Annotated in this window: 21 protein-coding genes, 1 pseudogene and 1 riboswitch; of the genes and pseudogenes, 14 read left to right on the top strand and 8 right to left on the bottom strand. The window is 74.8% G+C overall.

Translation table 11 applies throughout. The annotated features are described in order from the left end of the window. The first annotated feature begins 265 nt into the window (after positions 1–265). The 4 genes from ACI79W_RS08025 (at position 266) to ACI79W_RS08010 (ending at position 5,853) form a co-directional block, all read left to right on the top strand. Positions 266–781, top strand: a complete 516-nt coding sequence (locus tag ACI79W_RS08025; RefSeq protein WP_456561551.1) for a 2Fe-2S iron-sulfur cluster-binding protein — start codon at positions 266–268, stop codon at positions 779–781. After that, complete coding sequence (locus ACI79W_RS08020; protein WP_456561550.1) at positions 778–1,794, top strand: FAD binding domain-containing protein; 1,017 nt, start codon at positions 778–780, stop codon at positions 1,792–1,794. The genes ACI79W_RS08025 and ACI79W_RS08020 overlap by 4 nt, the downstream gene beginning before the upstream one ends. Continuing rightward, the gene (locus tag ACI79W_RS08015) at positions 1,791–3,878 is read left to right on the top strand and encodes a xanthine dehydrogenase family protein molybdopterin-binding subunit (protein WP_456561549.1); all 2,088 of its coding nucleotides are present in this window, start codon (positions 1,791–1,793) and stop codon (positions 3,876–3,878) included. Before ACI79W_RS08020 ends, ACI79W_RS08015 begins: the two co-directional genes overlap by 4 nt. Positions 3,879–4,077: 199 nt before the next feature. After that, on the top strand, positions 4,078–5,853 hold the full coding sequence (locus ACI79W_RS08010) for a DEAD/DEAH box helicase (protein WP_456561548.1): 1,776 nt from the start codon (positions 4,078–4,080) through the stop codon (positions 5,851–5,853). Between the two features lie 138 nt (positions 5,854–5,991). Here ACI79W_RS08010 and ACI79W_RS08005 read toward each other — a convergent pair whose 3' ends face one another. Beyond that, positions 5,992–8,982 carry an ATP-binding protein gene (locus tag ACI79W_RS08005; RefSeq protein WP_456561547.1) on the bottom strand — a complete coding sequence of 997 codons (2,991 nt, stop codon included), beginning with the start codon at positions 8,980–8,982 and terminating at the stop codon, positions 5,992–5,994. Between the two features lie 62 nt (positions 8,983–9,044). Further along, a complete protein-coding gene (locus tag ACI79W_RS08000) occupies positions 9,045–9,170 on the bottom strand; it encodes a hypothetical protein (protein ID WP_456561546.1) in 126 nt (41 codons plus the stop codon). Positions 9,171–9,394: 224 nt separating this feature from the next. Between ACI79W_RS08000 and ACI79W_RS07995 the strand changes: the two genes are divergently transcribed. After that, a complete protein-coding gene (locus ACI79W_RS07995; protein ID WP_456561545.1) occupies positions 9,395–9,640 on the top strand; it encodes a DUF6458 family protein in 246 nt (81 codons plus the stop codon). A gap of 363 nt (positions 9,641–10,003) precedes the next feature. Here ACI79W_RS07995 and ACI79W_RS07990 read toward each other — a convergent pair. After that, a pseudogene (locus ACI79W_RS07990) lies at positions 10,004–10,246 on the bottom strand (phospholipid scramblase-related protein); the annotation flags it as partial. 228 nt (positions 10,247–10,474) lie between these two features. Between ACI79W_RS07990 and ACI79W_RS07985 the strand changes: the two are divergent. Further along, the gene (locus tag ACI79W_RS07985) at positions 10,475–11,740 is read left to right on the top strand and encodes an ArgE/DapE family deacylase (protein ID WP_456561544.1); all 1,266 of its coding nucleotides are present in this window, start codon (positions 10,475–10,477) and stop codon (positions 11,738–11,740) included. After that, the gene (locus ACI79W_RS07980; RefSeq protein WP_456561543.1) at positions 11,737–12,369 is read left to right on the top strand and encodes an HD domain-containing protein; all 633 of its coding nucleotides are present in this window, start codon (positions 11,737–11,739) and stop codon (positions 12,367–12,369) included. The genes ACI79W_RS07985 and ACI79W_RS07980 overlap by 4 nt, the downstream gene beginning before the upstream one ends. Here ACI79W_RS07980 and ACI79W_RS07975 read toward each other — a convergent pair. Next, the gene (locus ACI79W_RS07975; protein ID WP_456561542.1) at positions 12,335–12,610 is read right to left on the bottom strand and encodes a DUF4031 domain-containing protein; all 276 of its coding nucleotides are present in this window, start codon (positions 12,608–12,610) and stop codon (positions 12,335–12,337) included. The two genes, ACI79W_RS07980 and ACI79W_RS07975, sit on opposite strands and share 35 nt — an antisense overlap. 38 nt (positions 12,611–12,648) lie before the next feature. On the opposite strand from ACI79W_RS07975, the gene ACI79W_RS07970 reads away from it, so the two are divergent. From ACI79W_RS07970 to ACI79W_RS07960, 3 genes are all read left to right on the top strand, one after another. Beyond that, positions 12,649–13,644, top strand: coding sequence for a Gfo/Idh/MocA family protein (locus ACI79W_RS07970; RefSeq protein ID WP_456561541.1), 996 nt, complete (start codon positions 12,649–12,651; stop codon positions 13,642–13,644). Then, positions 13,641–14,477 carry an SDR family oxidoreductase gene (locus ACI79W_RS07965; RefSeq protein WP_456561540.1) on the top strand — a complete coding sequence of 279 codons (837 nt, stop codon included), beginning with the start codon at positions 13,641–13,643 and terminating at the stop codon, positions 14,475–14,477. The genes ACI79W_RS07970 and ACI79W_RS07965 overlap by 4 nt, the downstream gene beginning before the upstream one ends. Before the next feature lie 103 nt (positions 14,478–14,580). Then, entirely contained in the window at positions 14,581–15,240 is a 660-nt protein-coding gene (locus ACI79W_RS07960; protein WP_456561539.1) for a hypothetical protein, read from the top strand. A 9-nt stretch (positions 15,241–15,249) separates the two neighbouring features. Here ACI79W_RS07960 and ACI79W_RS07955 read toward each other — a convergent pair whose 3' ends face one another. Then, positions 15,250–16,047 (bottom strand): DUF72 domain-containing protein, encoded by a 798-nt coding sequence (locus tag ACI79W_RS07955; protein ID WP_456561538.1) that lies wholly within the window; start codon positions 16,045–16,047, stop codon positions 15,250–15,252. A gap of 317 nt (positions 16,048–16,364) precedes the next feature. Here ACI79W_RS07955 and ACI79W_RS07950 point away from each other — a divergent pair, with 317 nt between their 5' ends. The 3 genes from ACI79W_RS07950 to ACI79W_RS07940 all read left to right on the top strand — a co-directional run bounded on the left by ACI79W_RS07950 (position 16,365) and on the right by ACI79W_RS07940 (position 21,147). Continuing rightward, entirely contained in the window at positions 16,365–18,356 is a 1,992-nt protein-coding gene (locus ACI79W_RS07950) for a fibronectin type III domain-containing protein (protein WP_456561537.1), read from the top strand. Positions 18,357–18,657: 301 nt separating this feature from the next. Further along, positions 18,658–20,757 (top strand): fibronectin type III domain-containing protein, encoded by a 2,100-nt coding sequence (locus ACI79W_RS07945; protein ID WP_456561536.1) that lies wholly within the window; start codon positions 18,658–18,660, stop codon positions 20,755–20,757. A 72-nt stretch (positions 20,758–20,829) separates the two neighbouring features. Continuing rightward, the gene (locus ACI79W_RS07940) at positions 20,830–21,147 is read left to right on the top strand and encodes a VOC family protein (protein WP_456561813.1); all 318 of its coding nucleotides are present in this window, start codon (positions 20,830–20,832) and stop codon (positions 21,145–21,147) included. Positions 21,148–21,217: 70 nt separating this feature from the next. Here the strand turns inward: ACI79W_RS07940 and groL are convergent, their stop codons facing one another. The 3 genes from groL to thrC all read right to left on the bottom strand — a co-directional run bounded on the left by groL (position 21,218) and on the right by thrC (position 24,771). Next, positions 21,218–22,846, bottom strand: a complete 1,629-nt coding sequence (gene groL, locus ACI79W_RS07935; protein WP_456561535.1) for a chaperonin GroEL — start codon at positions 22,844–22,846, stop codon at positions 21,218–21,220. A 247-nt stretch (positions 22,847–23,093) separates the two neighbouring features. Beyond that, the gene (locus ACI79W_RS07930; RefSeq protein WP_040337424.1) at positions 23,094–23,294 is read right to left on the bottom strand and encodes a cold-shock protein; all 201 of its coding nucleotides are present in this window, start codon (positions 23,292–23,294) and stop codon (positions 23,094–23,096) included. A 175-nt stretch (positions 23,295–23,469) separates the two neighbouring features. Further along, complete coding sequence (gene thrC, locus ACI79W_RS07925) at positions 23,470–24,771, bottom strand: threonine synthase (protein WP_456561534.1); 1,302 nt, start codon at positions 24,769–24,771, stop codon at positions 23,470–23,472. A gap of 12 nt (positions 24,772–24,783) precedes the next feature. Then, positions 24,784–24,918, bottom strand: a riboswitch (SAM riboswitch). Between the two features lie 58 nt (positions 24,919–24,976). Between thrC and ACI79W_RS07920 the strand changes: the two genes are divergently transcribed. Next, positions 24,977–25,798, top strand: a complete 822-nt coding sequence (locus ACI79W_RS07920; protein ID WP_456561533.1) for an HAD family hydrolase — start codon at positions 24,977–24,979, stop codon at positions 25,796–25,798. The last annotated feature ends 129 nt before the right edge of the window (positions 25,799–25,927 follow it).

The raw sequence follows: 25,927 nt of genomic DNA, 5'->3' as shown, positions 1-25,927 counted from the left end.
GGGCCCGCAGGAACCGGTCGAGCCGGGCGCCCGGGCGGTAGCCGTCGGTCGACGGCGGCGCCCCGAGGCCCGGCAGGGCGCTCAGGTCGTGGGCACAGCCGCCTTGATCCCGCCGGCATGCGCTGTCCCCGCACCGGGACCGCCGGCGGAGCTCGTCGGCGTCGGTAAGCGCCACCAGAGCGCCCGTCAGCGGCCGAGGCCCGGCCGCGGGGCGGACACGCCGCAAGGGTTTGACTCGGTCGCGCCGCCGGGCACGGTGGGTGCCATGGACGCGGACATCACGCTGCGGGTCGATGGCGAGACCCGCCGGCTGACCGTCGACACCCGCACCTCGCTGCTCGACGCGCTGCGCGAGCGGCTGGGCAACACCAGCCCCAAAAAGGGCTGCGACCACGGCCAGTGCGGAGCCTGCACGATCCTGCTCGACGGGCAGCGGGCGCTGTCCTGCCTAGCGCTGGCCGTCGCGCACGACGGTGCGGAGATCACCACCGCGGACGGGCTGGTCCGTGACGGCGAGCTGCACCCGGTGCAGCGGGCCTTCCTCGAGCGCGACGCCTTCCAGTGCGGCTACTGCACGCCGGGTCAGGTCTGCTCGGCCGTCGGCGTCATCGACGAGTTCGAGCGCGGCTGGCCCAGCCACGTCACCGAGGACCTCACCGCCGAACCGGAGATGACCCACGACGAGGTCGCCGAGCGGATGAGCGGCAACCTGTGCCGCTGCGCGGCCTACGTGAACATCACGCCCGCGGTCCAGGACGCGGCGGGGCGGGCGGCACGGTGAAGCCCTTCGCCTTCGCCCGACCCGGCGACGTCGCCGAGGCCGTCCGCGACGTCGCCGCCGAGCCGAACGCCGTGTTCCTGGCCGGCGGGACCAACCTCGTCGACCACCTCCGCCTCGGCGTCGCCCGCCCCGACCTGGTCGTCGACGTCCGGACCCTCACCTCGCGGGAGATCACCGACCTCGACGACGGCGGCCTCCGCCTCGGCGCGGCCAGCACGAACAGCGAGGTCGCCGCCGACCGCCGCATCCGCGAGCGGTACCCCGTGCTGGCCCAAGCCCTGCTCGCCGGCGCGACCGGGCAGCTGCGGAACATGGCCACCACCGGCGGCAACCCGCTGCAGCGCACGCGCTGCCCCTACTTCCAGGACGTCACGACGCCGTGCAACAAGCGGAAGCCGGGCACCGGTTGCTCAGCCGTCGGCGGCTACGTGCGGTACCACGCGATCCTCGGGACGCCGGGCGCGCTGCCCGACCCCACCGCGCCGGAGACGTGCATCGCCACGCACCCCTCGGACATGGCCGTCGCCCTGGCCGCGCTCGACGCCCGGGTGCAGACCGTCGGCCCGGCCGGCGTCCGCACCATCCCCTTCCCCGACCTGCACCGGCTGCCCGGCGACGACCCGTCGCGGGACACGGTGCTGGAGCACGGCGAGCTGATCACCGCGATCGACCTCCCGCCGCTGCCGGACGGCGCCCGCTCGGCCTACCGCAAGGTGCGCGACCGCGCGTCCTACGCCTTTGCGCTGGTGAGCGTCGCGGCCGTGGTGCACGACGGCGAGGTGCGCATCGCGCTCGGCGGTGTCGCGCACAGGCCGTGGCGGGCGCACCGCGCGGAGGAGGTGCTCCGCGGCGGGCCGCTCACCGAGCACGCGGTCCGCGTGGCCATGGACGCCGAGCTCGCGGCCGCGCAGCCGCAGCCGGGGGTCGAGGGTGGCAACGGCTTCAAGATCCCGCTCGCGGCCCGCACCGTCGCCGCGACCCTGCGCGACCTCGTCCCGGAGGAGACCTCGTGACCGACCTGCTGGAACCGCGCGCCATCGGTCAGGGGCTGGTCCGCCGCGACGGCGCGGACAAGGTCCGGGGCACCGCTAAGTACGCCGTCGAGACGCCGGTGGAGAACCCGGCGTACTGCCACCCGGTGCAGGCGACGATCGCCCGCGGCCGGGTCACCGCCGTGGACACGACCGCGGCCCGGGCGCTCGACGGGGTGCTGCGCATCCTCACCCCGTTCGACGCCGAGCAGCTCGCGAGCACCGAGGACGCCGAGTACGCCGTCCTGCAGAGCCCCGAGGTGGCCTTCCGCGGGCAGGTGGTGGGCGTGGTGATCGCCGAGACCTCGGAGGTCGCCCGCCAGGCCGCCGACGCGGTCCGGGTGACCTACGACAAGAAGCCGCACGACGCGGAGCTCGCCGTCGACCGGGACGACCTGTACAAGCCGGAAAAGGTCAATGCCGGCCACGAGACCGACACCGCCGAGGGCGACGTCGCCGCCGCGATGGCCGCCGCCGACGTCACGCTGGAGCGCACCTACTCCACCGCGATGTACCACAACAACCCGCTGGAGCCACACGCGTCGACGGCGCTGTGGGACGCCCAGGCGGAGTTCCTGACGCTCTGGGACTCCACCCAGGGCGTGCACCCGGACCGGGCTGCGGTCTGCGAGGTGTTCGGCCTCGAGCAGGACCAGGTCCGGGTCGTCTGCCCGTACGTCGGCGGCGGGTTCGGGTCCAAGGGGCAGCCGCACGCGAACGTCATGCTCGCCACGATGGCCGCCCGGGCGCTGCCCGGCCGGCCGGTGAAGCTGGCGCTCACCCGGCAGCAGATGTTCTTCCTGGCCGGCTACCGGACGCCCACGATCCAGAAGCTGCAGCTCGCCGCCGACCGCCGCGGCCGGCTGCAGGCGATCGCGATCGACGTCGTGGAACAGACGTCGCGGATCAAGGAGTTCGCGGAGCAGACCGGCGTCCCGACCCGAATGATGTACGCCGCACCCAACCGGCGCAGCACCCACCGACTGGCCGCGCTCGACGTCCCGGTGCCCTCCTGGATGCGTGCCCCCGGTGAGTGCCCCGGCATGTTCGGCCCCGAGGTCGCGATGGACGAGCTCGCCGAGGAGCTCGGCATCGACCCGGTCGAGCTGCGCATCCACAACGAGCCGGAGGTCGACCCGGAGACGAAGAAGCCGTGGTCCAGCCGCAACCTGGTGCGCTGCCTGCGCGAGGGCGCGGAGCGGTTCGGCTGGGCCGACCGGCCGCGCGGGCGGCGGGAGGGCGACTGGCTGGTCGGGTACGGGGTCGCCTCCTCGGTCTACCCCACGATGCGCCAGGCGACGTCGACGGCGGCGCTGCGCTACGAGGACGGCCGCTACGTCGCCGAGATCGGGGCCGCCGACCTCGGCACCGGGGCCTGGACGATCCTGCCGCAGATCACCGCCGACGCCCTCGGTGTGGACGTCGGCCACGTCGACGTGCGGATCGGCGACACCCGCTACCCGGTCGCCTCGGTGGCCGGCGGTTCGTCGGGCACCAACACCTGGGGCTCCGCCCTGGTGGTCGCCGCCCGCGCGTTCCGCGACAAGTTCGGGGGGGCACCGGCGGACGGCGACGAGGTCTCCGGGGACGTCGACCAGGCCGCCAAGGACGACATGCACGCGCCGTACGCCTTCGGCGCGCAGTTCGTCGAGGCGCGGGTGCACGCCGACACCGGCGAGATCCGCGTCCCCCGGCTGCTCGGCGTCTTCGGGGTCGGCCGCGTGATCAACGCCCGCACCGCCCGCTCGCAGCTGATCGGCGGCATGACGATGGGGCTGTCGATGGCGCTGCACGAGAACAGCGTCTGGGACCCGCGGATCGGCCAGGTCGCCAACCACGACCTCGCCGAGTACCACATCACGGTCAACGCCGACGTCGGTGAGATCGAGGCGGTGTGGCTCGACGAGCACGACCCCTACGTCAACGCCATGGGGTCCAAGGGCATCGGCGAGATCGGCATCACCGGCACGGCCGCGGCCGTCGTCAACGCCGTGCACGCGGCGACGGGCGTGCGGGTCCGGGACCTGCCGGTGACCCTGGACAAGCTGCTGCCGGGGCTGCCCTGACCCGTGCGGCGGACGTGACCCGCGTGGCGTGACGGGTCGGTCCCGCACGGGCATGACGAGTGCCACAGCGGCCGGGCACTGTCCGCGTAACTGCTGCTCAGCGGCTCGCGCACGCGTCGCCATACGTGCCGACGGCGAGGGCGCGCGGGAGGGGCCCGTTGGGCGTGTTGCCCGGCCCCCGATCAGAATGGGCCCCGACATGGCGACTGCAGCAGCAGCGGCGGCCCGGGCCCCGCAGACGACCAGCCGACCGCTCCGGGCATGGCAGCAGGCCGCCCTGGCCCAGTACGAGGAGGCCTCCCCCAAGGACTTCCTCGTCACCGCTACGCCGGGCGCCGGGAAGACGACCTTCGCCCTGACGCTGGCCGCCCGGCTGCTGTCGCGCCGGGAGGTCGCCCGCGTCGTCGTCGTCGCCCCCACCGACCACCTCCGGCTGCAGTGGGCCGAGGCCGCGGACCGGATGGGCATCGTCCTGGACCCGAACCTGACCAACGCCGTCGGCCCGGTGCGCGCCGGCACCCAGGGCTACGTGACCACCTACGCGCAGGTGGCCGGCAAGCCGATGCTGCACGCTGCCCGCGCCACCGCCGTGAAGTCGCTGGTCATCCTCGACGAGGTGCACCACGCCGGTGACGGCCTCTCCTGGGGGGAGGCGGTCGAGGAGGCGTACGGCATGGCCGCCCGCCGGCTGTGCCTCACCGGGACGCCGTTCCGCACCAAGCCCGACGAGCGCATCCCCTTCGTCCGGTACGAGGAGGACACCTTCGAGGGCGAGGCCGGCGGGCTGGTGAGCCGCGCCGACTACACCTACGGCTACAAGGAGGCGCTGGCCGACAACGTCGTCCGCCCGGTCGTCTTCGCTGCCTACACGGGTACCTCGCGCTGGCGGAACTCCGCCGGGGAGGTGGTCGCCGCGTCGCTCAGCGAGGCCGGCACCAAGTCGGTGGAGATGCAGGCCTGGCGCACCGCCCTGGACCCCAAGGGCCAGTGGGTGCCGCACGTCATCGCCGCGATGGACGACCGGATCACCCACCTGCGCGAGGAGGGCGGCATGCCCGACGCCGCCGGGCTGATCCTCGCCAGCGACCAGGACGACGCCCGGGACTACGCGAAGATCGTGCGGCGGGTGACCGGCAAGGCGCCGGAGCTGATCCTCTCCGACGACCCGAAGGCGTCGAAGAAGATCGAGCGCTTCGCGACCGGCTCGGCCCGCATCGCCGTCTGCGTCCGCATGATCTCCGAGGGCGTCGACGTGCCGCGCGCCGCCGTCCTCGCGTGGATGACCTCCTACCGGACGCCGCTGTTCTTCGCCCAGGCCGTCGGCCGCGTCGTCCGCTCGCGGGCCGCGCACGAGTCGGCCACGGTGTTCCTCCCCGCCGTCCGCCCGCTGCTGACGCTGGCCGCCTCCATGGAGGAGCAGCGCAACCACGTCATGCCGCCGCCGAAGACGGTCCAGGGCGACGAGCTCGACCTCGAGCCGCTGCCGCCCAAGGAGAAGGACCCCAACGGCATGAAGCAGTGGGAGGCCCTGGAGGCCGACGCCCGCTTCGCGCACGTGCTCCACGGGGGGACGGCGCACACCGGCGAGGGGCGCGCGGCGACCGTCGTGGCGCCCGAGGAGGAGGACTTCCTCGGCATCCCGGGCCTGCTCACCCCCGAGCAGACGGCGTCGCTGCTCGCCAAGCGCGACGAGGAGCTGCGGCTGCGCATCGCGCAGAGCCACCGGGACGACACCGACGACTTCATGGTCGTCGAGGAGCACCCGGACGAGGACGACGCCGGCCGCTCGTGGCGGGACGCGGCGGAGCTGCGCCGGGAGATCAACAAGCTGGTCAACCGCGTGGCCGCGCGGACCTCGCAGCCGCAGGCCGTGGTGCACACGCAGCTGCGCCAGCAGGTGCCCGGCCCGCCGTCGGCGTCGGCGTCGGTGGACGTCCTGCGCGCCCGCCGGGAACGCCTCCGCACGATGCTGTGACACTGCGGTCTCCGGACCGCACCCCGGTGACACCGTCGTCCTCCGGACGACACCGCGTCCAGAAGCCGTCTCCCTACGCCGTGGAGCCGCTGCCTCACGCCTGCCCGGACCCCTTCGGTGCCCAGTCGGCGCGAGAGTTCAAGCGGTCGGCAGGAGGCCACGGGCGGCGGCGATGGCGACGGCCTCGGTGCGGCCGTTCGCGCCCAGCTTGGCCAGGATGTTGCTGACGTGCACGCTGGCGGTCTTCTCGCTGATGTAGAGCTCCGCGCCGATCTGCCGGTTGGTGCGGCCCTTCGCCAGCAGCGCCAGCACCGACTGCTCGCGCGGGGTGAGCACCGCGGCCGGGTCGACCAGGCGGACACCGGGCAGGTCGACGTCCAGCCGGCCCCGGCGGACCAGCGCCTCGACGGCCTCGCGCAGCGGCGTGGCACCGAGCCGGACGGCGACCTCGTGCGCCGCCCGGGCCTCCACCGCGGCGCCGGCACGGTCGTCGGCCGCCAGCAGCGCCTCGGCCAGCCGCCACCGCGACCGGGCCTGCTCGTAGACGTGCCCGTAGCCGAACGCCTCGACGGCGGCCCGCCACAGCTCGGGCGCGGCCTTCCCCGCGAGCCGGGCGTGCTCGGCGTCCACCCGCGCCCGCCAGGCGAGGCCCTCGACGCCCATCCCGCCGACCGACCGCTCGAACACCTCGACCGCCGAGCGGGCGATCTCACCCAACTCCTCGCCGCGGTGCACCCAGCCGTCCGCCGTCGCGCGGTCCCCCACCAGCCGGGCGGCGGCCGCGGCGTCGGCAGCCGCACCCAGCGCCGTCGCGACCAGCCGCAGCACCCCCAGGTGGTCGAACCGCCACACCTCCCGCAGCCGGGCGCTGGTCGTGACCGCGACGTCGACCGCTCGCTGCGCGTCGCCCGCCCCGGCGGCCAGGTCGATCTCCGCCGCGCCGGTGACCAGCGACAGCAGGTAGTGGGCGATGACCCGCTCGACCAGCGACCGCGCCCAGGCCAGCCGGTCCCGCGCCGCCGGGTCGCCTCGGCCGACCAGCACCAGGAGCGCCGCGGCCCGCACGTGCGCCGCCATCTCGGGCACCCGCGACAGCGCGTCGGCCTCGGCCAGGCTCGCGTCCCACTCCCCCACCGTGTACAGCGCGGTCACCCGCAGGTGCCGCAGCCCGGCCGGGTAGGTGGCCCACTCGACGCCCAGCGCCCGGGCACGCCCGGTCGCCTCCCCGGTGAGGGCCACCGCGCCCGGCACGTCCCCGGCCTCGAACCGGTCGACGGCGAGGTTGAACCAGGCCCGCATCTCGACGTCGACGTCGCCCGAGCGCCGCCCCCGCTCCAGCGCCTCGTCCAGCCGGCGCCGCACCGCCTCGACGTCCGCGGCCGGGCGGGACCGCACCTGCGAGACGGCGGTGTCCGACCAGGCGGCGTCCAGGCCGAGGACGTCGGCCGCCGCCAGCGCCTCCTCGGCGGCCGCGTCGCCCTCGGCGAGCAGGTTGAGGCTGAAGCACATGCGCGCGTGGGTGGCCGCCGCCCAGGTGCGCACCTCCGACGGCGGCTCCGCGGGGACCAGCGCCATCGCCGCGCTGCTCTCCCGGTAGCCGCCGGGGTGGTCCTCGAGCCGCACCAGCGCCTGCGCGAGGGTGTAGTGCAGCCGCGCGCGGGACACCGGGTCGCCGTCCGGCCCCGCCAGCTCCAGCGCGGCGCGCAGCAGCCCGGCGGCGCGGTGGAGCTCCCCCGACGTCCGGGCCGCGGCGGCGGTCTCGACCATGAGCGCCACCTGGTCGCGGCCGGCCCGCTGGGCCGCGTCGGGCACCGCCGGCCACAGCGCGAGCGCCGACTCCAGGTGCTGCAGCTGCTCGGCGGGAGCTCCTACGCGGCAGGCCTCGGATGCAGCCTCCAGGGAGGCGCTGAACGCGCCCGGCAGGTCGTTGCTCTCCCGCGCGTGGTGGGCCCGCTCGGCGGCGGTGCCGGCCTCCGGGTGCGCGGCGAGGTAGCCGGCGACCGCAGCGTGCAGCCGCACCCGCTCGCCGGGCAGCAGGTCGGCCAGCACGGCCTCCCGCAGCAGCGCGTGCCGGAAGCGGTAGCGGCCGTCCTCGGAGACCACGAGCAGGTGGTGGTGCACCGCCTCGGCGAGGGCCCGCTCCAGCTCGTCAGGCGGCAGCTGCCCGATCGCGGCGACCAGCTCGTGGCGCACCCGCCGGCCCGCCACCGCCGCCACCCGCAGCACCCGCTGGACGGCCGGGGAGCGCTGCTCGACCCGGGCCAGCAGCACGTCGGCCAGGGCCAGCGGCAACGCCTCGCCCTGCAGCCCGGCGGCGAGCAGCTCCTCGGCGTAGAAGGCGTTGCCCTCCGCGCGGGCGACGACGTCCTCCACGGTGCTCTCGGGCAGGCCGGCGCTCGCCAGCCCCCGGACCAGGTCGCCGACGGCCGCATCCGGCAGCGGCGCCAGGTCCAGGCGCTCGACGCCCGGCAGCCGCACCAGCTCGGCGAGCAGCGGGCGCAGCGGGTGCCGGCGGTGCAGGTCGTCGGCGCGGTAGGAGGCGACGACGGCGACCGGTTCGTCGACCAGCCGGGCCAGCAGGTAGCGCAGCAGGTCGCGGCTGGACCGGTCGGCCCAGTGCACGTCCTCGAGGACGACGAGCACCGGGCCGGCGGCGGAGAGCTCGCACAGCAGCCCGGCGACCGACTCGAACAGCTGGAGCCGGCCGTCGTCGACCGGCTGCGGCGCGGCCCGGTGCGGGAGCGGGCGGCCGAGGTCCAGCCCCTCGCCCGGCGGCGGCACGGGGACGACCGCGCCCGGCCGGCCGGCCAGGAAGCCGGTCAGGACCGGGTTCGACCGGGCCGCCGGCACCAGATCGGGGTCGGCGGCGAGCGGGCGGAGGAGGTCGACGAAAGGCAGGTAGGGCAGCCCGACGTCGCCGAGGTCGACGCAGTGGCCGGTGAGCACCCGCAGCCCGCGCTCGGCCGCCCGCCGCCCCAGCTCGTCGAGCAGGCGGGTCTTGCCGACGCCGGCGTCGCCGGCGAGCAGTGTCGCGCACGCCCGGCCGGCGACGGCCCGCTCCACCTGCGCGAGCAGGCGGGCGAGCTCCTCGGCCCGGCCCACGAGCGGGGCGTCGTCCCAGCGTGACACGGCTGGGATCGTGGCACGCGGGGCTGACCGATCGGGGCCGGCGCCACCCGGCCGGGGTGTGCTCAGCGCAGACGCCGGTGGCGGCGGAGCCAGGGACCCCGCCTGGTGCCGGTGGTGCGGCCGATCCCCTGCAGGACCTCGCGGCGGTAGGCGAGCTCGGCCTCGAGCCCGGGGTTGGGGTAGGTCATCGTCGTCCCTCTCTCGTCGGTGGTGACGGGAGGAACGGTCCTGCTGAGGGGGCGGGCCGGGCATCGGGCGATCACGCCGTCCCCGGTGGCGTTCCCCGCCTGAGGGGCCTCAGACGCACCCGTCAGGGTGACATCGCGGCCGGGACCGGTTGACCGGCCGGCGCGCGGGAACCCGCTGCGCCCGCGAGCCGGCGCCCCGCCGGCCGCCACCGGAGGAGTTGGTCATGCGACTCGGAACCGCCATCGTGCTGCTCGCCCTCGGCGCGATCCTCACCTTCGCCCTGCGCGTGGACGTCAGCGGCGTCGACCTGCAGGTCGTGGGCTGGATCCTGATGATCGCCGGAGCGCTGGGCATCGTCCTGGAGCTCGCCGTCTGGGGCCCGCGCCAGCGCCGGGTCACCCGGACCGACGCCCACGGCGACCCGGGCGGCGCCCCGATGCGCCGCAGCACCACGGAGGAGACCTACTGAGCCGACACGCTCGGGAGACGCGAGAGCCCCCGCCCGGGCAAGGCGGGGGCTCTCGTGCGCGTTCAGGTCCGGACCGGATGACGGCCGCCTCGCGGCGAGAAGCACAACACGGCTCCAGGCCCCCGACCGAGGTCGGGGCGGTAGTCCGTGAAGGCGTAACCAAATGGCACCCGGGGGCACGATGCACCCGGCCCGGACTCGTCCCACCGTACGCGCCGGACGTACCGGCGTCATGTCGCGGGACGTGGCCGTGGACACGGGCGCGCAGGTCTGGTTGAGCCCGCGCTCGTCCTGCCCGAGGGCGGTGTCCACGGTGAGCGCCGAGGCGATGACCATGCTCGCCAGCGGCTCGGGCAGGCGGTGGTGCACCAGGACGACGTAGCGGTCGGCCGTGGTGAACACCGTCCGGGCCAGGCCCTCCCACGTCTTGGTGACCCGGGCGACCTCGACACCGGCGGCGTCGGTGATGGCGAAGTCCCACGCCCGCCAGTTCTCCGCCTGGACCGCGCCGACGTGCTGCCCGCCCGCCACCAGGTCGAAGCGGATCTTCCCGAACACGTTGGCCTGCACGATCTCGCCGACCGGTGCGCCGTCGGGCCGCTGCACGACCACCCGCGCCTTCACGAGCTTCGCCGGCCGGGTCAGCACCAGCACCGGACGGCGCCGTGGGCTGCTGCGCGTGCTCGCTCCAGCCCTGGCCGTCCCACTACCGGGTGCCCGGCCCTCGGGCTGGATCGGGGTACCAACCAGGCGGCGGCGCGGGCTGCGTCACGGTGGTGGACGCTAGCGCCGCTGCCCCGCGGGGCCGCGCACCCCCGTGCCAGACTCCGGTCCGTGGCCGAGCTGACCGACGTGGAGGCCCGCGTCCTCTCCGCCGTCGACGAGCGGTGGGCGGTGGACCGGCTCGCGGCGATGATCACCGTCCCGTCGGTGGGCGGCACGGCGGCCGAGAGCGAGGTGCAGCACCTGCTCGCCGGCTGGCTCGACGAGCTCGGCTGCGACGTCGACTGCTGGCCCGTCGACCTCGCGGAGGCGGCCACCGCCGCCGACGCCCCCGGCCAGGAGGTGGTGCGCACCGAGGCGTGGGGGGTCGTCGGCACCGTCGGCGGCGAGGGCACCCCGGCGCTGGTGCTCTCCGGGCACACCGACGTCGTCCCGCCCGGTGACCTCGGCCTCTGGCCCGGCGACCCCTTCGTCCCCCGGTTCGCCGACGGCGCGGTGCACGGGCGCGGGGCCTGCGACATGAAGGCCGGCGTCGTCGCCACGCTCGCCGCCGTGCAGGCCCTGCGGACGGCGGGGGTGCACCTGGCCCGCCCGCTCGCCGTGCACGGGGTCATCGGGGAGGAGGACGGCGGCCTGGGCGCCTGGGCCGCGCTGCGCCGGGGCCACACCGGCGAGCTGTGCGTCATCCCCGAGCCCACGGCGCAGGCCGTGGTGACCGCGCACGCAGGCGCGCTCACCTTCCGGCTGGAGATCACCGGCCACGCCGCCCACGCCGCGATGCGCGACCGCGGGGTGAGCGCCGTCGAGCTGTTCGCCCACGTGCACGCCGCGCTGCTGGGGTTCGAGGCGGAACGGCAGCGGGACGCCGACCCGCGCTTCGGCGATGCCCCCTTCCCCTACGGCATCTCGATCGGGCGGGTGCGCGCCGGTGACTGGGCGAGCTCGGTGCCCGATCGGCTGGTCGCCGAGGGCCGCTACGGGGTGCGGGTCGGCGAGCCCGTGGAGGTCGCCCGCGCCGCGCTGGAGAGCCGGCTCGCCGAGGTGTCGGCCGGCCACCCCTGGCTGGCCGACCACCCTGTCCGGCTGACCTGGGTCGGCGGCGCGTTCGCCAGCGGGCAGCTGCCGGTCGGCTCACCCCTGCTGCCGGCGGTGCGGGCCGCGGTCGTGGACGCCGGTGGGCCGCTCCCGGCCGAACGCGCCCTCCCGGCGGGCACGGACCTGCGGCTCTATGCCGCCGCGGGCATCCCGACGCTGCACTACGGGCCGGGCGACCTGCACCTGGCCCACGGGCCGCAGGAGCGCGTGCCCGTCGCCGAGCTGGTCACCGCCGCCCGGGCCTTGGCCCTGCTGGCGCTGCGCACCTGCGGGGTCCGGTGAGCGGCCCGGTCGGGTTCGGGGCCTGGGCCGCGCTGGCCGGGGACTCCCCCATCTCCCGCACCGAGTGGGCCGCCGTCGTCGCCGCCTGGAGCGAGCCGCACCGCCGCTACCACGATCTCGCACACCTGGCGGCCGTGCTCGGCGTGGTCGAACGGCTCTCCGCCGACGTCCCCGACCCGGCCGCCGTCGCCCTGGCCGCCTGGTACCACGACGTCGTCTACGACCCGCTGCGCCCGGACAACGAGCGGGTCAGCGCCGAGCGCGCCCGGGCCGGGCTGCGCGGGCTGGTCCCCGAGGAGCGGGTGGAGGAGGTCGCCCGGCTGGTGCTGCTCACCGCCGCGCACGACCCCGAGCCCGGTGACGCGAACGGCGCGGCCCTCTGCGACGCCGACCTGGCCGTGCTCGCCGCACCCCCCGCCGCGTACGCGGGCTACGCCTCGGCGGTGCGCGCCGAGTACGGGCACCTCTCCGACGAGCAGTTCACGGCCGGGCGGATCGCCGTCCTGGAACGGCTGCTCGGCCTGCCCTGCCTCTACCGGCTGCCCGCTGCCGCGGAGTGGGAGCCGGTGGCGCGGGCGAACCTGACCGCGGAGCTCACCCTGCTGCGCTCCCGCGCTTCCGGAGCCTGAGCCCTGCGGCGAGCAGCCGCTGCAGCAGCTCCCGGGACCCGACCGGCAGGGCCCCCGCGGCGACGGCGATCTCGTAGAGGTCCGCGGGGACGTCGTAGTGGTCGCCCTGGAACGCCCGGCGCGGGATGCCGAGCTCCGCGGCGACGAAGGCGTGCAGTTCGTCGTAGGAGACGTCGCTGACCAGGTGGGACCACATGCGCCCCCGCCACGGCCACACCGGGGAGTCGATCAGCACGGCCACGGCGAGCAGTCTGCCGGGCCGCGACTAGCGTCTGCCCGGTGAGTGCAGAGATCCGCTGGGGAATCGTCGGGCCGGGCCGCATCGCCGAGAAGGTGGTCGAGGACTTCGCGGTCGTCGACGGCGCCCGCGCGGTCGCCGTCGCCTCCCGGTCGCAGGAGCGCGCCGACGGGTTCGCCGCCCGGCACGGCCTGGAGCGCGCCTACGGGTCCTACGGCGAGATCCTGGCCGACCCCGACGTCGACGTCCTGTACGTCGCCACCCCGCACCCGCACCACCACCAGTTCGCGCTGGCCGCGCTGCGCGCCGGCAAGGCGCTGCTGGTGGAGAAGGCGTTCACCGCGACCACCGCCGGGGCCGCCGAGGTCGTCGACCTCGCCCGGGAGACCGGCACCTTCGTGATGGAGGCGATGTGGACCCGGTTCCAGCCGGCCGTCGTCGCGCTGCAGGAGCTGGTGGCCGACGGCGCGATCGGCGAGGTGCGCTCGGTGCAGGCCGACCTGGGCGTCTCCCGCGAGTACGACCCGGTCGACCGCCTCTTCGCGCTGGAGCTCGGCGGCGGTGCCCTGCTGGACCTGGGCGTCTACGTCGTCTCCTTCGCCCAGATGCTGCTGGGCACGCCCGACCGCGTCGTCGCCACCGGCTCGCTGTTCCCGTCGGGGGCCGACGCGGAGGCGGCGATACTGCTCGGCTGGGAGGACGGCCGCAACGCCGCGCTCACCACCTCGCTGAAGTACGCCCTGCCCGGGACGGCGCGCGTCGTCGGCACGAAGGGCTGGATCGACGTCCTCCCCCGCTTCCACCACCCGCGGACCATCGTGCTGCACCGCGACGGCGCCGGGCCCGAGGAGATCACCCGCCCGCAGGCCGGCGCCGGGTACGCCCACGAGCTGGTCGAGGTGACCGAGTGCCTGCGCGCCGGGCGCACCGAGAGCGCCGTGATGCCGCTGGCCGACACGCTGGTGGTGCAGGACGTGCTCGGGCAGGCCGCCGACCAGCTCGGTGTGCGGCACGCGGAGGCGGTGGACGTCCTGTGATCGTCGTGACCGCGGCGGGCGGGGCCACCGGCACCGCCGTCGTCCGGGCCCTGCGGGCGCGCGGTGAGCGGGTGCGCGCGGTCGTGCCCTCGCCGAAGCCGCGCCCGGAGCTGGACGGGCTCGGCGCCGAGCTCGTCGTCGGCGACCTCACCGGCGACCTGTCGGGCGCGCTGGCCGGCGCCGACGCCCTCTACCTGATCTGGCCGAACTTCGACCCGGGCGAGGCTGCCGGCGCCCCCGCGGTGCTGACGGCCGCGGCCCGCGCGGGGGTGGCCCGGCTCGTGTACCACTCGGTGCTGCGCCCGCAGGCCCGCGCGATGCCGCACCACGCCGCCAAGGACCTGGTCGAGGAGGCGCTCGACGGCGCCGTCGCCGGTACGGGCGCGCGGTGGCGGGTGCTGCAGCCCTGCGCCTACGCCGACAACCTCGACGGTGCGGTGGAGACGGCCGTCGTGACCGGGGAGCTGCCGAGCCCGTGGGGTCTGCAGCGGGCCCAGTCCTTCGTCGACCTGCGCGACGTCGCCGAGGCGGCGGCCGTCCTGCTCACCGAGGACGGCCTCGACAGCGGCACCTTCGAAGCCGTGGGCCCCGAGGCGATCACCGCCCCGGAGGTCGCCGCGCTGCTCGGCGAGCGGGCCGGGCGGCACGTCACCGCGGTCGACGTCCACGCCCAGGACGACGGAACCTACGCCGGCCGCTGCCGCACCACGATGTTCGACTGGTACCGGGCGCACGGCTTCACCGGCAGCCCGCGGGTGCTCACCGCCCTGCTCGGCCGGGCACCCCGCACGTTCGCCGAGCACCTCGCGGACCGGGTACCGCCCGGGCGCTGACGTCCCCCGACCGGGTGGCTCGGCTCCAGCCGTCCCCGGTACCTGCCGAAGTGGAACGGGAACGGCCGCACCGACGGCCATCTGCCCGAGGGGAACGTCTTCCATGGCACTGCTCGAAGGTCTGGCCGCGCTGGCGGCGAAGTTCGCCGGCGCGAGCACGGTCGCCCAGGTGGCGACCGGCGTCGGGATCGCCACCGCCGGCGTCACCGGCGCCGGCGCGGTCGGCGTCCTGCCGGCGCCGGTGCAGGACGCCGTCGCCAGCACGGTGGAGGCGGTGACCCCCTTCGAGGTGCCGGACTCCGGGGACGGCGCGACGACGGAGCCCACCGCAGACCGCGAGGCCGGGGACGCCGCGGAGCCTGAGGTCGTCGAGGAGGAGGCCGCCGACGAGGAGGCCACCGAGGACGAGGAGGCCACCGACGAGGAGGCCACCGAGGACGAGGAGGCCACCGACGAGGAGGCAACCGAAGACGACGCGACCCAGGAGGAGACCGGGCTCCGCGGCCTGGACAACGCCATCGCGCACGCCGACGAGCACGCCCAGGGGGCACTGGCGGCGGCTCAGGCCCGCCAGGCGGCCCACGACTCGGACAAGGCCGCACGGGAAGCGGCCAGGGAGGCGGAGAAGTCCGCCCGCGACGCGGCGAAGGCGGCGCGCGCCGTCACGACCCCGGTCGAGGAGCCGGTCGAGCAGGTCGACGGCGCCGGCGCCGCGCAGCCCGCCGACCAGGGCCGGGGCAAGCAGGGGCGCGGCGGCAACTGACCCGCGGGGTCAGACCGGGGGCACCTCCACCGGCACCCACGCCAGGCCCGTCGCCTGGTCGGCCGTGGGCACGCGGGTGGGCGTCCCCCCGGCCCGGCGCACGGCGTCGGCGAAGTGGACCGCGTCGATCACCGCCGCGCAGCCGGGGTCGTTGTTGAAGTACACGAGGACGTCGTCGTCCCCGTAGGCGGCCGCCACCCGGTCGGCCCACAGCTGCAGCGTCTCGGAACGGTAGCCCCAGGCCTCGAACCCGTGGTGCAGCCGCAGGTAGCCCCAGCCGGCCGTCCGCCAGAGCGGCGCCACCGGGCGCTCGTCCCGGTCGGCCCAGCACAGCGCCGCCCCGTAGCGCTCCAGGAGCGCGCGCACCTCGTCGGTCCACCACGACTCGTGCCGCGGCTCCACGGCCACCCGCGTCCCGGCCGGGAACTGCGCCAGGCACTCGCGCAGCAGCTCGGGGTCGGCCTTCAGCGTGGGCGGCAGCTGCAGCAGGACCGCGTCGAGCTTGTCCGCGAGCCCCTCCGCACGGCCCATCAGCCGGGCGACCGGCTCCTCGGGCTCGCGCAACCGCTTGATGTGCGTCAGGAAGCGGCTCGCCTTGACCGCCCACCGGAAGTCCGGCGGGGTGCGCTCCCGCCACTTCTCGAACGTTCCCCGCTCGGGCAGCCGGTAGAAGGCGTTGTTGCTCTCGACGGTGGCGAAGTGCTCCACGTAGTGCTCCAGCCAGAGGCGCTGGGGCAGCTTCTGCGGGTAGAAGGCCCCGCGCCAGTCGCGGTACTGCCACCCCGACGTCCCGATGATCACCGCCATCCCCGGCCGCTACCCCGTGGGACGGCGGCTGACGCGAGGGCGGGTTGCGTCCCCCGCATTGGGGGACAGGCGCACCCCCCTGCTCGGCTGCCCGGGTTTCCGGACGGCGACGACCGTAACGGGCACCAGACCTGGCCCACGACGGGGTGGGCAGGGCGGGAACAGCGGAGTTCCACATGACCAGCACAGCAACGACCCCAGCAGGTGGTCGCGGAGGAGCGCACCGAGCCGCTCCTCTGCCCACGCCCCGATCGACCCGCAAGCGCCTCGCGGCCGGAGGGCTCAGCGCCGTCCTGGCCACGGGCGCGGTTGTCACCTTGGCCGCCACGGCCGAGGCGGGCACCCCGCCGCTGGGCCCCGGGAACGTCGAGGCGTTCCCGGCCCGGGACATGGTGGCGATCGACGGGTACGTGGACCAGGCCGGCCAGACGGCCACCGTCACCGCGACCCGCGAGGGTCAGGTGATCGGCCGCGGCACCGGCACCGTGGACGCCAACGGTTTCCTCGAGTTCAACCACGCGGGCGCCGCATGCTGGGGTCCGCTCGACCCGAACGACCCGAGCACCGCGGTCACCCCCGACCTCAAGGGCGGCGACCGCATCGACGTGTCGTTCAGCGGCGCCACCTTCAGCGACGGCATGGTCATCGCCTCCTCGGTCATCACCGGGTACACGACCGCCGGTCCCGACCTGTCGGGGGCCTACTCCGTCACCATCGAGGGGACCTACGGTGCTGACGTCGACCTGGACCGCTTCATGGTGGAGGTCGTCAACCCCGACATGCGCGAGGAGCCCGGCGGCATCGAGGACCGCGCCATCTCCTGGGACCCCACCCTGGCCGACGGCGAGACCAACGGCGGCACGGGTTACACGGCCATGGGGACGGCGGCGGACGGCGCGTTCTCGGCCACCTTCGGGGGGCTGTCCGAGGCCGACCAGCACCACGTGGCCGCCGGTGAGCACGTCGTCCTGAGCTGGATGGCGGACCACCCCACCGTGGAGCAGCAACTCGGCCTCACCTTGTGGGAGAGCGGTCAGGTCAACGGCCCCGGCGACCCCTCGTGCCCGTCCGGGGCGGCCGACGGCATGCCGGTGCCCCCCACCACGGCCGAGGTCACGGGTCTGTCGACGGGTGCCACCGGGTTCACCGTCACCTGGCCCGTTCCGCAGCAACCGGTCGACGCCCCCGCGGTCAGCCAGTACCGGGTGTCGGCCTACGACGCCGCGACCGGTCAGGAGGCCGCCATCCGCACCGCCGGCACCACGGCGACGTTCCAGGGACTGGACGGGACCAAGAGCTACGAACTGCTGATCGAGGCGTTCAGCGGCACCGTCGTCCCGTTCGACGGCCGGTGGAGCGAGGCGGCCCCGCTCGGTTCCGTGGACCTCGCCGCAGGGACGTACACCCCGCGGACCTCACCGGGCGCCGGGGACGGCGGCACCGGTGGGGAGACCCCGCCGCCAACGTCCGTGGAGCCGACCGGCGTGACCGCCACGGCCACCGGGACGACGTCGGTGGACGTGAGCTGGACGGCCGCGCTCGACGCCGTCTCCTACGACGTGAGCCTGACCCCGCCCACCGGTGACCCCATCAGCCAGACGGGTGTCACGGCGACGACCGCCTCGTTCACCGACCTCGCCCCGGGCACCGCGTACGGCGTCTCCGTCACCGCGGTCGACAGCGCGGGGACCCGCACCACCTCGACCGAGTCGGTGTCGGTGACCACGCTCAGCGACGCACCGAGCACCACGACGGTGACCCGCGTGGTCGGGGGCCACGAGCGCGTCACGCTGGAGTGGCTCGCGGCCACCCCGGGCAACCCGGCCACCCCGGTGACCGGCTACGAGCTCGCGGCCACCCCGGTCAACGCGGACGGCACGCTCGGGACCCCGGTGACGGCCACGGTCGGCACCGTCACCACCGGCACGATCCCCGGTCTGAGCAACGGGACCACCTACCGGCTCGACGTGGTCGCCCTGGCCGGCGAGTCACGGGGCCCGGCAGCGACGTTCGCCGACGGCCACCCCGGGACGGTCGTGCCGAACGACGTGCTCACCGTCGGCCGGGCCCAGTTCCGGGACGACCGGAACGAGTACCGGATCAGCGGCACCGCCCAGGACACCACCGCCAACACCGTGACCGTCCGGCTCAGCACGGGCGAGCTCGTCGCGCAGAACGTCGCCGTCACCGCTGACGGGGCGTGGTCGGTCAGCACCCGCAACGGCCCGCAGGCGACGGCTGCGGCGACGCTGACGGTCACCTCGTCCTCCGGGGGGAGCCTGACCGGGGTGCCGATGGAACGCCGCTGATCACCACGGTCGTGGCAGCGGTCGCGTCGCCGCTGCCACGACCGGGCACCCGAGGGCCCGTCACCGGACCGGTGACGGGCCCTCGGCGCGTCCACGCCCCCCTCCGGGACGACCGGCAGGACGCCGGCGCCCTCCACCTTTGGGGGGTCCGCGGCCCCCACCCCTCGGCTGCCTCGTGGCAGCCGGCTGAACGACCGTGGGTGCGTTCCCTCGACCGAGGCGACCACTGCTCACTGCGGAGACAGCCATGAACAGGACAGGACCGACCACCGGGCGTGGTCGCAGCGGAAGGCACGGACCGGTGACCGCCCCCGCCACCGGAGCCCTCCACCCCACCACCAGGACCCGTCGCGCCGCGATGGCGGGCGGGCTCGCCTTCGTCACCGCCGCGGGCGTCGTGACGACCCTCGCCGGCGTCGCGAGCGCCGGCACCCCACCGACCGGGCCGGGCAACATCGAGGTGTTCCCGTCCCGCGACATGGTCGCCATCGAGGGCTACACCGCCCAGGCCGGCCAGACCGCCACCCTGACCGTCACGCGCGGCGGTCAGACGGTGGGCACCGCGACCGGCGTCGTCGACCCGACAGGTTTCATGGAGTGGAACCACGAGGCGACCCCGCGCCCGGGCGGCGGCTTCGACGGCTGCTTCACCGACGTCACGCCCGACCTCCAGCCCGGCGACCAGGTGTCGGTCCGGTTCAGCGGCTCGCCGCTGGTCGACGGCATGACGGTCAACTCGGCCCAGGTCACGAACGTGACCGCGAGCGAGCCGGCCGAGGGCAACGTCAACTCGGTCACGATCTCGGGTACCTACGGCCCCGAGGTGAGCCTCGACAGGTTCGCCGTCGAGGTCGTCAACCCGGCGATGCGCGACGAGGGCGCCATCGGGGAGCGTGCGATCGGCTGGAGCCCGAACGAGGTTCCTGACGAGGTGCCCACCGGCTACACCGTCTCGGGCACCGCGGCGAACGGCGAGTTCTCCGTGACGTTCGACGACATGTCGCCGTCGGACCAGCAGCTCGTCTTCGACGGCGAGAAGGTCGCGCTGAGCTGGATGGCCGACGCCACCACCGTGGAGCAGCAGCTCGGCCTCACCCTGTCCGAGTACGGTCTCGTCGGCGGCGGGGCCCCGGGTTGCCCGGCCGGACCCGACGGCGCCGAGCCCCCCGTCGGCGAGTTCTCCGTCGTCTGGAACAACCAGTCGCAGGCCACGGTCACCTGGGCGTCCGCCCAGCCCGTCGCCGGGGGCGCGGCCGTCGACGGCTACAGCGTCGAGGCGATCGACCAGACCGCGAACGCCGCGGGCGCGCAGCGGCTCGCCGGCTACCGGGTGGGCGCGAGCGCGACCCAGGTGGTCCTGGACGACCTCGACCCCGGCGCGCTGTACGACATCGAGGTCCGCTCGATCGTCGACGGCGAGCTCGGGGCGCCCTTCCCGCTCGCGGGGACGACGTCACCGCCGCCCCCGGACGGCGGGACCGACACCACCGACCCGTTGTTGACCACCGACCCGGTGCTGAACGGGACCACGGCGGTGATCGCGCCCAACCGGACCCTGACCCTGTCCGCGGACGAGGGCACCGTCTACTACACGGTCGACGGCTCGCCGGTCACCACGGAGGCCGACGGCAACGTGCCCTCGCCGACGGCGATCATCTACCAGGAGCCGATCCCGATCACGGCCGACAACACCCCCGTCAACGTCGCGGTGATCGACGCCGCCGGCAACGCCACGCACGCCTCCGGCGTCGTGTCGCCCCAGCCGGCTGCCGCGGCTGTCGCGCCCACGGGGCTGGCGATCACCGGTACCGGCGGTGCCGGACCGGACCCGGCCGCCCCTCAGGGTCGGGTCAGCCTCGGGTGGAGCCCCGTGGAGGACGCGGTCTCCTACCGAGTCCGGGTGTGGTTGCGCGATGACGCAACGGCCACGAACACTCTGGTGCCCGAGCACGACGTCGTCGTCACGGGCACCACGGCGGACGTGACGGGCCTCGCGAAGAGCGCGGAGGGCCAGCGGTACGTCTTCCGGGTCCAGTCCCGGACGGCGACCACCACGCCGTACAGCTCGTTCTCCACGCCGGTGAACCACCGGGTCGTGGGTGACGACATCGCGATCGGGCTGGCGCAGTTCCGGACCGGGGACGAGTTCCGCATCAACGGCTCGGGCACCGTGCCCGGGGCGACGATCACGGTGCACCGGACCAACGCCGCGGGCACCGGGCCGGCCCTGAACCCGATCTCCGGGTACCCGACCGGTGTCGTCGGCGCCCTGGAGGCCCCGGAGAACGTCGGAGCCTGGGACGCCAGCGTCGACCCGGCGCCGGCGACCGCGCCGACGGAGATCTGGATCAAGTCGAGCGAGGGCGGGGTCTTCGGTCCCTTCCCGGTCGAGGTTCGCTGACCGCTCCACCAACCGAGGGCCCGTCACCATCCGGTGGCGGGCCCTCGGCCGTGTGCCGGGGTGGTGCCATGACTGCTGCACCGGCCACGTTCGAGGACCTCTGCCGCGACGCCCGCGACCGTCCCGGCCGCCGGTGCGGCGCTGGTGCGCACCCGGGACGAGGGCGTCTCCCGGGACGTGCTGGCCGACCCCGAGGGCAACGAGTTCCGCGTGTCGGCACCGGAGCGACCGTGCGGCCGGCCGGCCCGGCCCCCGTTCCGCGGAAGTAGGGCCCCGGCCGGCGCGGGAGAGCCTGCTTCCCCGGGAGCCGGCCCCCGTGCGGACGCCCCGGAGACGCCGCCAGGGGCGGCCCCGCGATGCGGGACCGCCCCTGGCGGGTCGTGCTGGTGAGGGACCTGGAACGGCCCCTCTGCCGGGTCCCACGCCGAGCGTGCGAGGCGTGGGGAGCAGAGGGGTCCTTCTAGAAGTCCATGCCGCCCATGCCGCCGTCGCCACCGGGCATGGCCGGAGCGGCCTTCTCCGGCTTGTCGGCGATGACGGCCTCGGTGGTGAGGAAGAGCGCCGCGATGGAGGCGGCGTTCTGCAGCGCCGATCGGGTCACCTTGGCGGGGTCGATGATCCCCGCGCCGACGAGGTCCACGTACTCGCCGGTGGCGGCGTTGAGGCCCCAGCCGGTCTCCGAGTTGCGGACCTTCTCCGCGACGACGCCACCCTCGAGGCCGGCGTTGATGGCGATCTGCTTCAGCGGCGCCTCGAGCGCGACGCGCACGATGTTCGCACCGGTCGCCTCGTCACCCTCGAGCTCGAGCTTGTCGAACGCGACGGCCGTGGCCTGCGCGAGAGCGACGCCACCACCGGCGACGATGCCCTCCTCGACGGCGGCCTTGGCGTTGCGCACCGCGTCCTCGATGCGGTGCTTGCGCTCCTTGAGCTCGACCTCGGTCGCAGCGCCGGCCTTGATGACGGCGACGCCACCGGCCAGCTTGGCCAGGCGCTCCTGCAGCTTCTCCCGGTCGTAGTCGGAGTCCGACCGCTCGATCTCGCTGCGGATCTGGTTGACCCGGCCGGCGATCTGGTCGGTGTCCCCGGCACCCTCGACGATCGTCGTCTCGTCCTTGGTGACGACGACCTTGCGGGCGCGGCCCAGCAGCTCGAGGCCGGCGGTGTCGAGCTTGAGGCCGACCTCCTCGCTGATGACCTGGCCACCGGTGAGGATGGCGATGTCGCCGAGCATGGCCTTGCGGCGGTCACCGAAGCCCGGGGCCTTGACGGCGACGGACTTGAAGGTGCCACGGATCTTGTTCACGACCAGGGTCGCGAGGGCCTCGCCCTCGACGTCCTCGGCGATGATGGCCAGCGGCTTGCCCGACTGCATGACCTTCTCCAGCAGCGGGAGCAGGTCCTTGACCGAGCTGATCTTGCTGTTGACGACGAGCACGTACGGGTCGTCGAGGACGGCCTCCATGCGCTCGGCGTCGGTGACGAAGTAGGGCGAGATGTAGCCCTTGTCGAAGCGCATGCCCTCGGTGAGCTCGAGCTCGAGGCCGAAGGTGTTGCTCTCCTCGACGGTGATGACACCTTCCTTGCCGACCTTGTCCATCGCCTCGGCGATGAGCTCACCGATGGCGGGGTCGGCGGCGGAGATCGACGCGGTGGCGGCGATCTGCTCCTTGGTCTCGACGTCCTTGGCCGTGGAGAGCAGGTACTCGCTGACCGAGGCGACGGCCTTCTCGATGCCCTTCTTCAGGGCCATCGGGTTGGCGCCGGCGGCGACGTTGCGCAGACCCTCGCGGACGAGGGCCTGGGCGAGCACGGTGGCGGTGGTGGTGCCGTCACCCGCGACGTCGTCGGTCTTCTTCGCGACCTCCTTGACGAGCTCGGCCCCGATCTTCTCCCACGGGTCCTCGAGCTCGATCTCCTTGGCGATGCTCACACCGTCGTTGGTGATCGTGGGGGCGCCCCACTTCTTCTCCAGGACGACGTTGCGGCCCTTGGGGCCGAGGGTCACCTTGACGGCGTCGGCGAGGGTGTTCATGCCCCGCTCGAGGCCGCGGCGCGCCTCTTCCTCGAAGGCGATCATCTTGGCCATGTGGTGATGTCCTCCATGCGTTGATCGCTGCACGGCCGGGTGCGGCGCCCGCGACGGACGACACCTGCGGTGCGGGCGCTCCTTCGGCCCGCGCGCCGGTGCCTCACCGACCGACCTGATTGGCACTCAGAGGGTACGAGTGCCAGGTCCGAGTCTGGCACTCGGGGCGGGCGAGTGCAAGAAGCGCCGGAGGCCCGGCTCCCCCGCTGGGGGAACCGGGCCTCCGATCGGTGCTGCTGGGTGGTCCTCAGGCGCTGCGGACGGCGTCGGCCTGGGGGCCCTTGGCGCCCTGCACGACCTCGAACTCGACGCGCTGACCCTCGTCGAGGCTCTTGTACCCGTCCATCTGGATGGCCGAGTAGTGGACGAAGACGTCCTGGCCGCCGTCGACGGCGATGAAGCCGAAGCCCTTCTCGGCGTTGAACCACTTCACGGTGCCCTGTGCCACGTGTGCTCCCACGTTTCGTGCGTGCGGACGGTCCCTCTGGATCGGGGGACCGGGCCTAGCTCTTCCGCCCGCATGTCACGAACATGGAACTGGATCCGCGCGAGAAGGTACATCAGCACCGGCCAGGTGCAAGAGCTTCCCCGCCGTCGTGTTGCCGGATCGGGCGACCAGCGGCTCAGCCGATGAGCCCCGCGGCCCGCACCGACTTCAGCGAGGGCTCCACGCGGTGCGTCGGGCCGACGACGGGCTCCAGCGGGTCGAGGGTCTTCAGCCCCTCCCCGGTGTTGAGGACGACGGTCTCCTTCGCCGGGTCCAGCCGGCCGCTCTCGACCAGCTTGCGGAGCACCGCGACGGTCACCCCGCCGGCGGTCTCGGCGAAGACGCCGGTGGTGCGGGCGAGGTCCCGGATGCCCTGGACGATCTCGTCGTCACCGACCCGGGCGACCGCACCCCCGGTGCGCCGGATCGCGTCGAGGGCGTACGGCCCGTCGGCGGGGTTGCCGATGTTGAGCGACTTCGCGATCCCGGTGGGCTTCACCGGCTTGACGACGTCCCAGCCGTTGTCGAACGCGGTGGCGATCGGGTCGCAGCCGGCCGACTGGGCGCCGTAGATCGTCCACTCGGCGGCCTCGACGATGCCGGCCGCGGTCAGCTCCCGGAAGGCCTTGTCCACCTTGGTCAGCAGGGACCCGGACGCCATGGGGATGACCACCTGCGCGGGGATGCGCCACCCGAGCTGCTCGGCGATCTCGTAGCCCATCGTCTTGGAGCCCTCGGCGTAGTACGGCCGGACGTTCTGGTTGACGAAGGCCGTGTCCTCGAACTCGTCGGTCTCGCCGAGCTCGCTGGTCAGCCGGTTGACGTCGTCGTAGGAACCGTCGACGGCGACCAGCGTCTGCCCGTAGACCGCCGACTGCACGACCTTCCCGGGCTCCAGGTCGCTCGGGATGAAGACGAACGAGGGCAGGCCGACGCGGGCGGCGTGCGCGGCGACCGAGTTGGCCAGGTTGCCGGTGGAGGCGGCGGCGATCTTCTTGTAGCCCAGGCCCTTGGCGGCGGTCGCGGCGAGGCTGACCACGCGGTCCTTGAAGGAGTGGGTGGGGTTGGCCGAGTCGTCCTTGACCCACAGCCCGCCGGTGAGGCCCAGCTCGGCGGCGAGGCGGTCGGCGCGGACGAGCGGGGTCATCCCGGGGTCGAGCGAGACGCGGTCGGCCGGTTCCTGGCCCACGGGCAGCAGGGCCACGTACCGCCAGATGTTCTGCGGCCCGGCCTCGATCTGCTCGCGGGTGACGGCCTTCATCAGCTCGGGGTCGTAGTCGACCTCCAGCGGGCCGAAGCACTCGGCGCAGGCGTGCTGGGCGATGAGCCCGAACGTGGCGCCGCAGTTGCGGCAGACCAGCCCGCGGGCCGGACAGGGGGGCACAGGACCGCCGGCGCTGGAGTCGGCCTGGACGGATCCGGGAGCGGTGAGGGTCATGCGACGACTACCTCCTCATCTTCCCCGCTGCGGGCCGTCGAGCCGCGCGGGACGGAATTGGCACCTCTCGCCCGTCGCGCGGAGCGCTGCAGGCGGCGGTTGCCGGGGCTTCGTCGGGCCGTGTCCCTCTGCCCCTCTGGATGAGTGAACGGCGTGGACTCTACCCAGTCGCGGCGCGCGACCGGCGGCGGGACAGGATGGGCCGGTGAGCGCTCGCGTCGTCTACACCGACCTCGACGGCACGATGGTGGGCCCGCGGGGCTCCTTCTGGCACACGGCGGGGCGGGAGCTGACCGACGGACCGGCCGGTGCGCTGCTGGACCTGCACCGCGCCGGGACGGCGCTGGTGCTGGTCAGCGGCCGCACCTACGAGCAGGTGGTGGAGGCGGCGCGCATCTTCGCCGCCGACGGCGCCATCGCCGAGCTGGGCGCGACGATCGGCTGGGGTTCGGGGCGGAACACCCACCGGCTGCGCGGCGAACTGCCCGCGGAGTACGGGGATCGGACGCCCATGGACGTCATGGCCGAGCTCGGCGTCGTCGAGGACCTGGTCGCCGAGCACCCGGGGCGGCTGGAGTGGCACGCCCCGTGGCACGCCACGCACGCCACGGACGCGCTGCTCCGCGGGCGGGTGGACGCGCTCGCCGTCGACGCCTGGCTGGCCGAGCGGGGCACGGGCTGGCTGACGCTGAAGGACAACGGGGCGATCCCCGCCGCCCCGTGGATGGGGTTGGCCGACGACGCCGCGCCGCCGCGGGTCTACCACCTGATGCCGCGCGGCATCTCCAAGGGTGCCGCGATCGCCTGGGACCTGGAGCGCCGCGGCCTCTCCCCCGACGACGCGGTCGCCATCGGGGACAGCGTCAGCGACCTGGACATGGCGCCTGCGGTGGGCCGGCTCTGGATCACGGCCAACGGCGCTGCCGTCGACGGCATGGCCGACGCGCTGGCCGCCGTCCCGAACGCCTCGGTCACCGGTCTCGCCATGGGTGAGGGCTGGGCCCAGGCGGTGCGGGCCTCGTTGTGAGCGCGCCGCCGGGCCGGCGCCCCGGTGGTCACCTGGGCGCAGTTGCGGGGGGGGGGGGGGGGGGGGGGGGCGGGCGGGGGGGCCGGGGGGGGGGCCCCCGCGGGGGGGGGGGGGGGGGGGGGGGGGGTC

Source organism: Blastococcus sp. SYSU DS0533, assembly GCF_054050775.1.
This window is presented reverse-complemented; position numbering and strand designations above follow the sequence as displayed.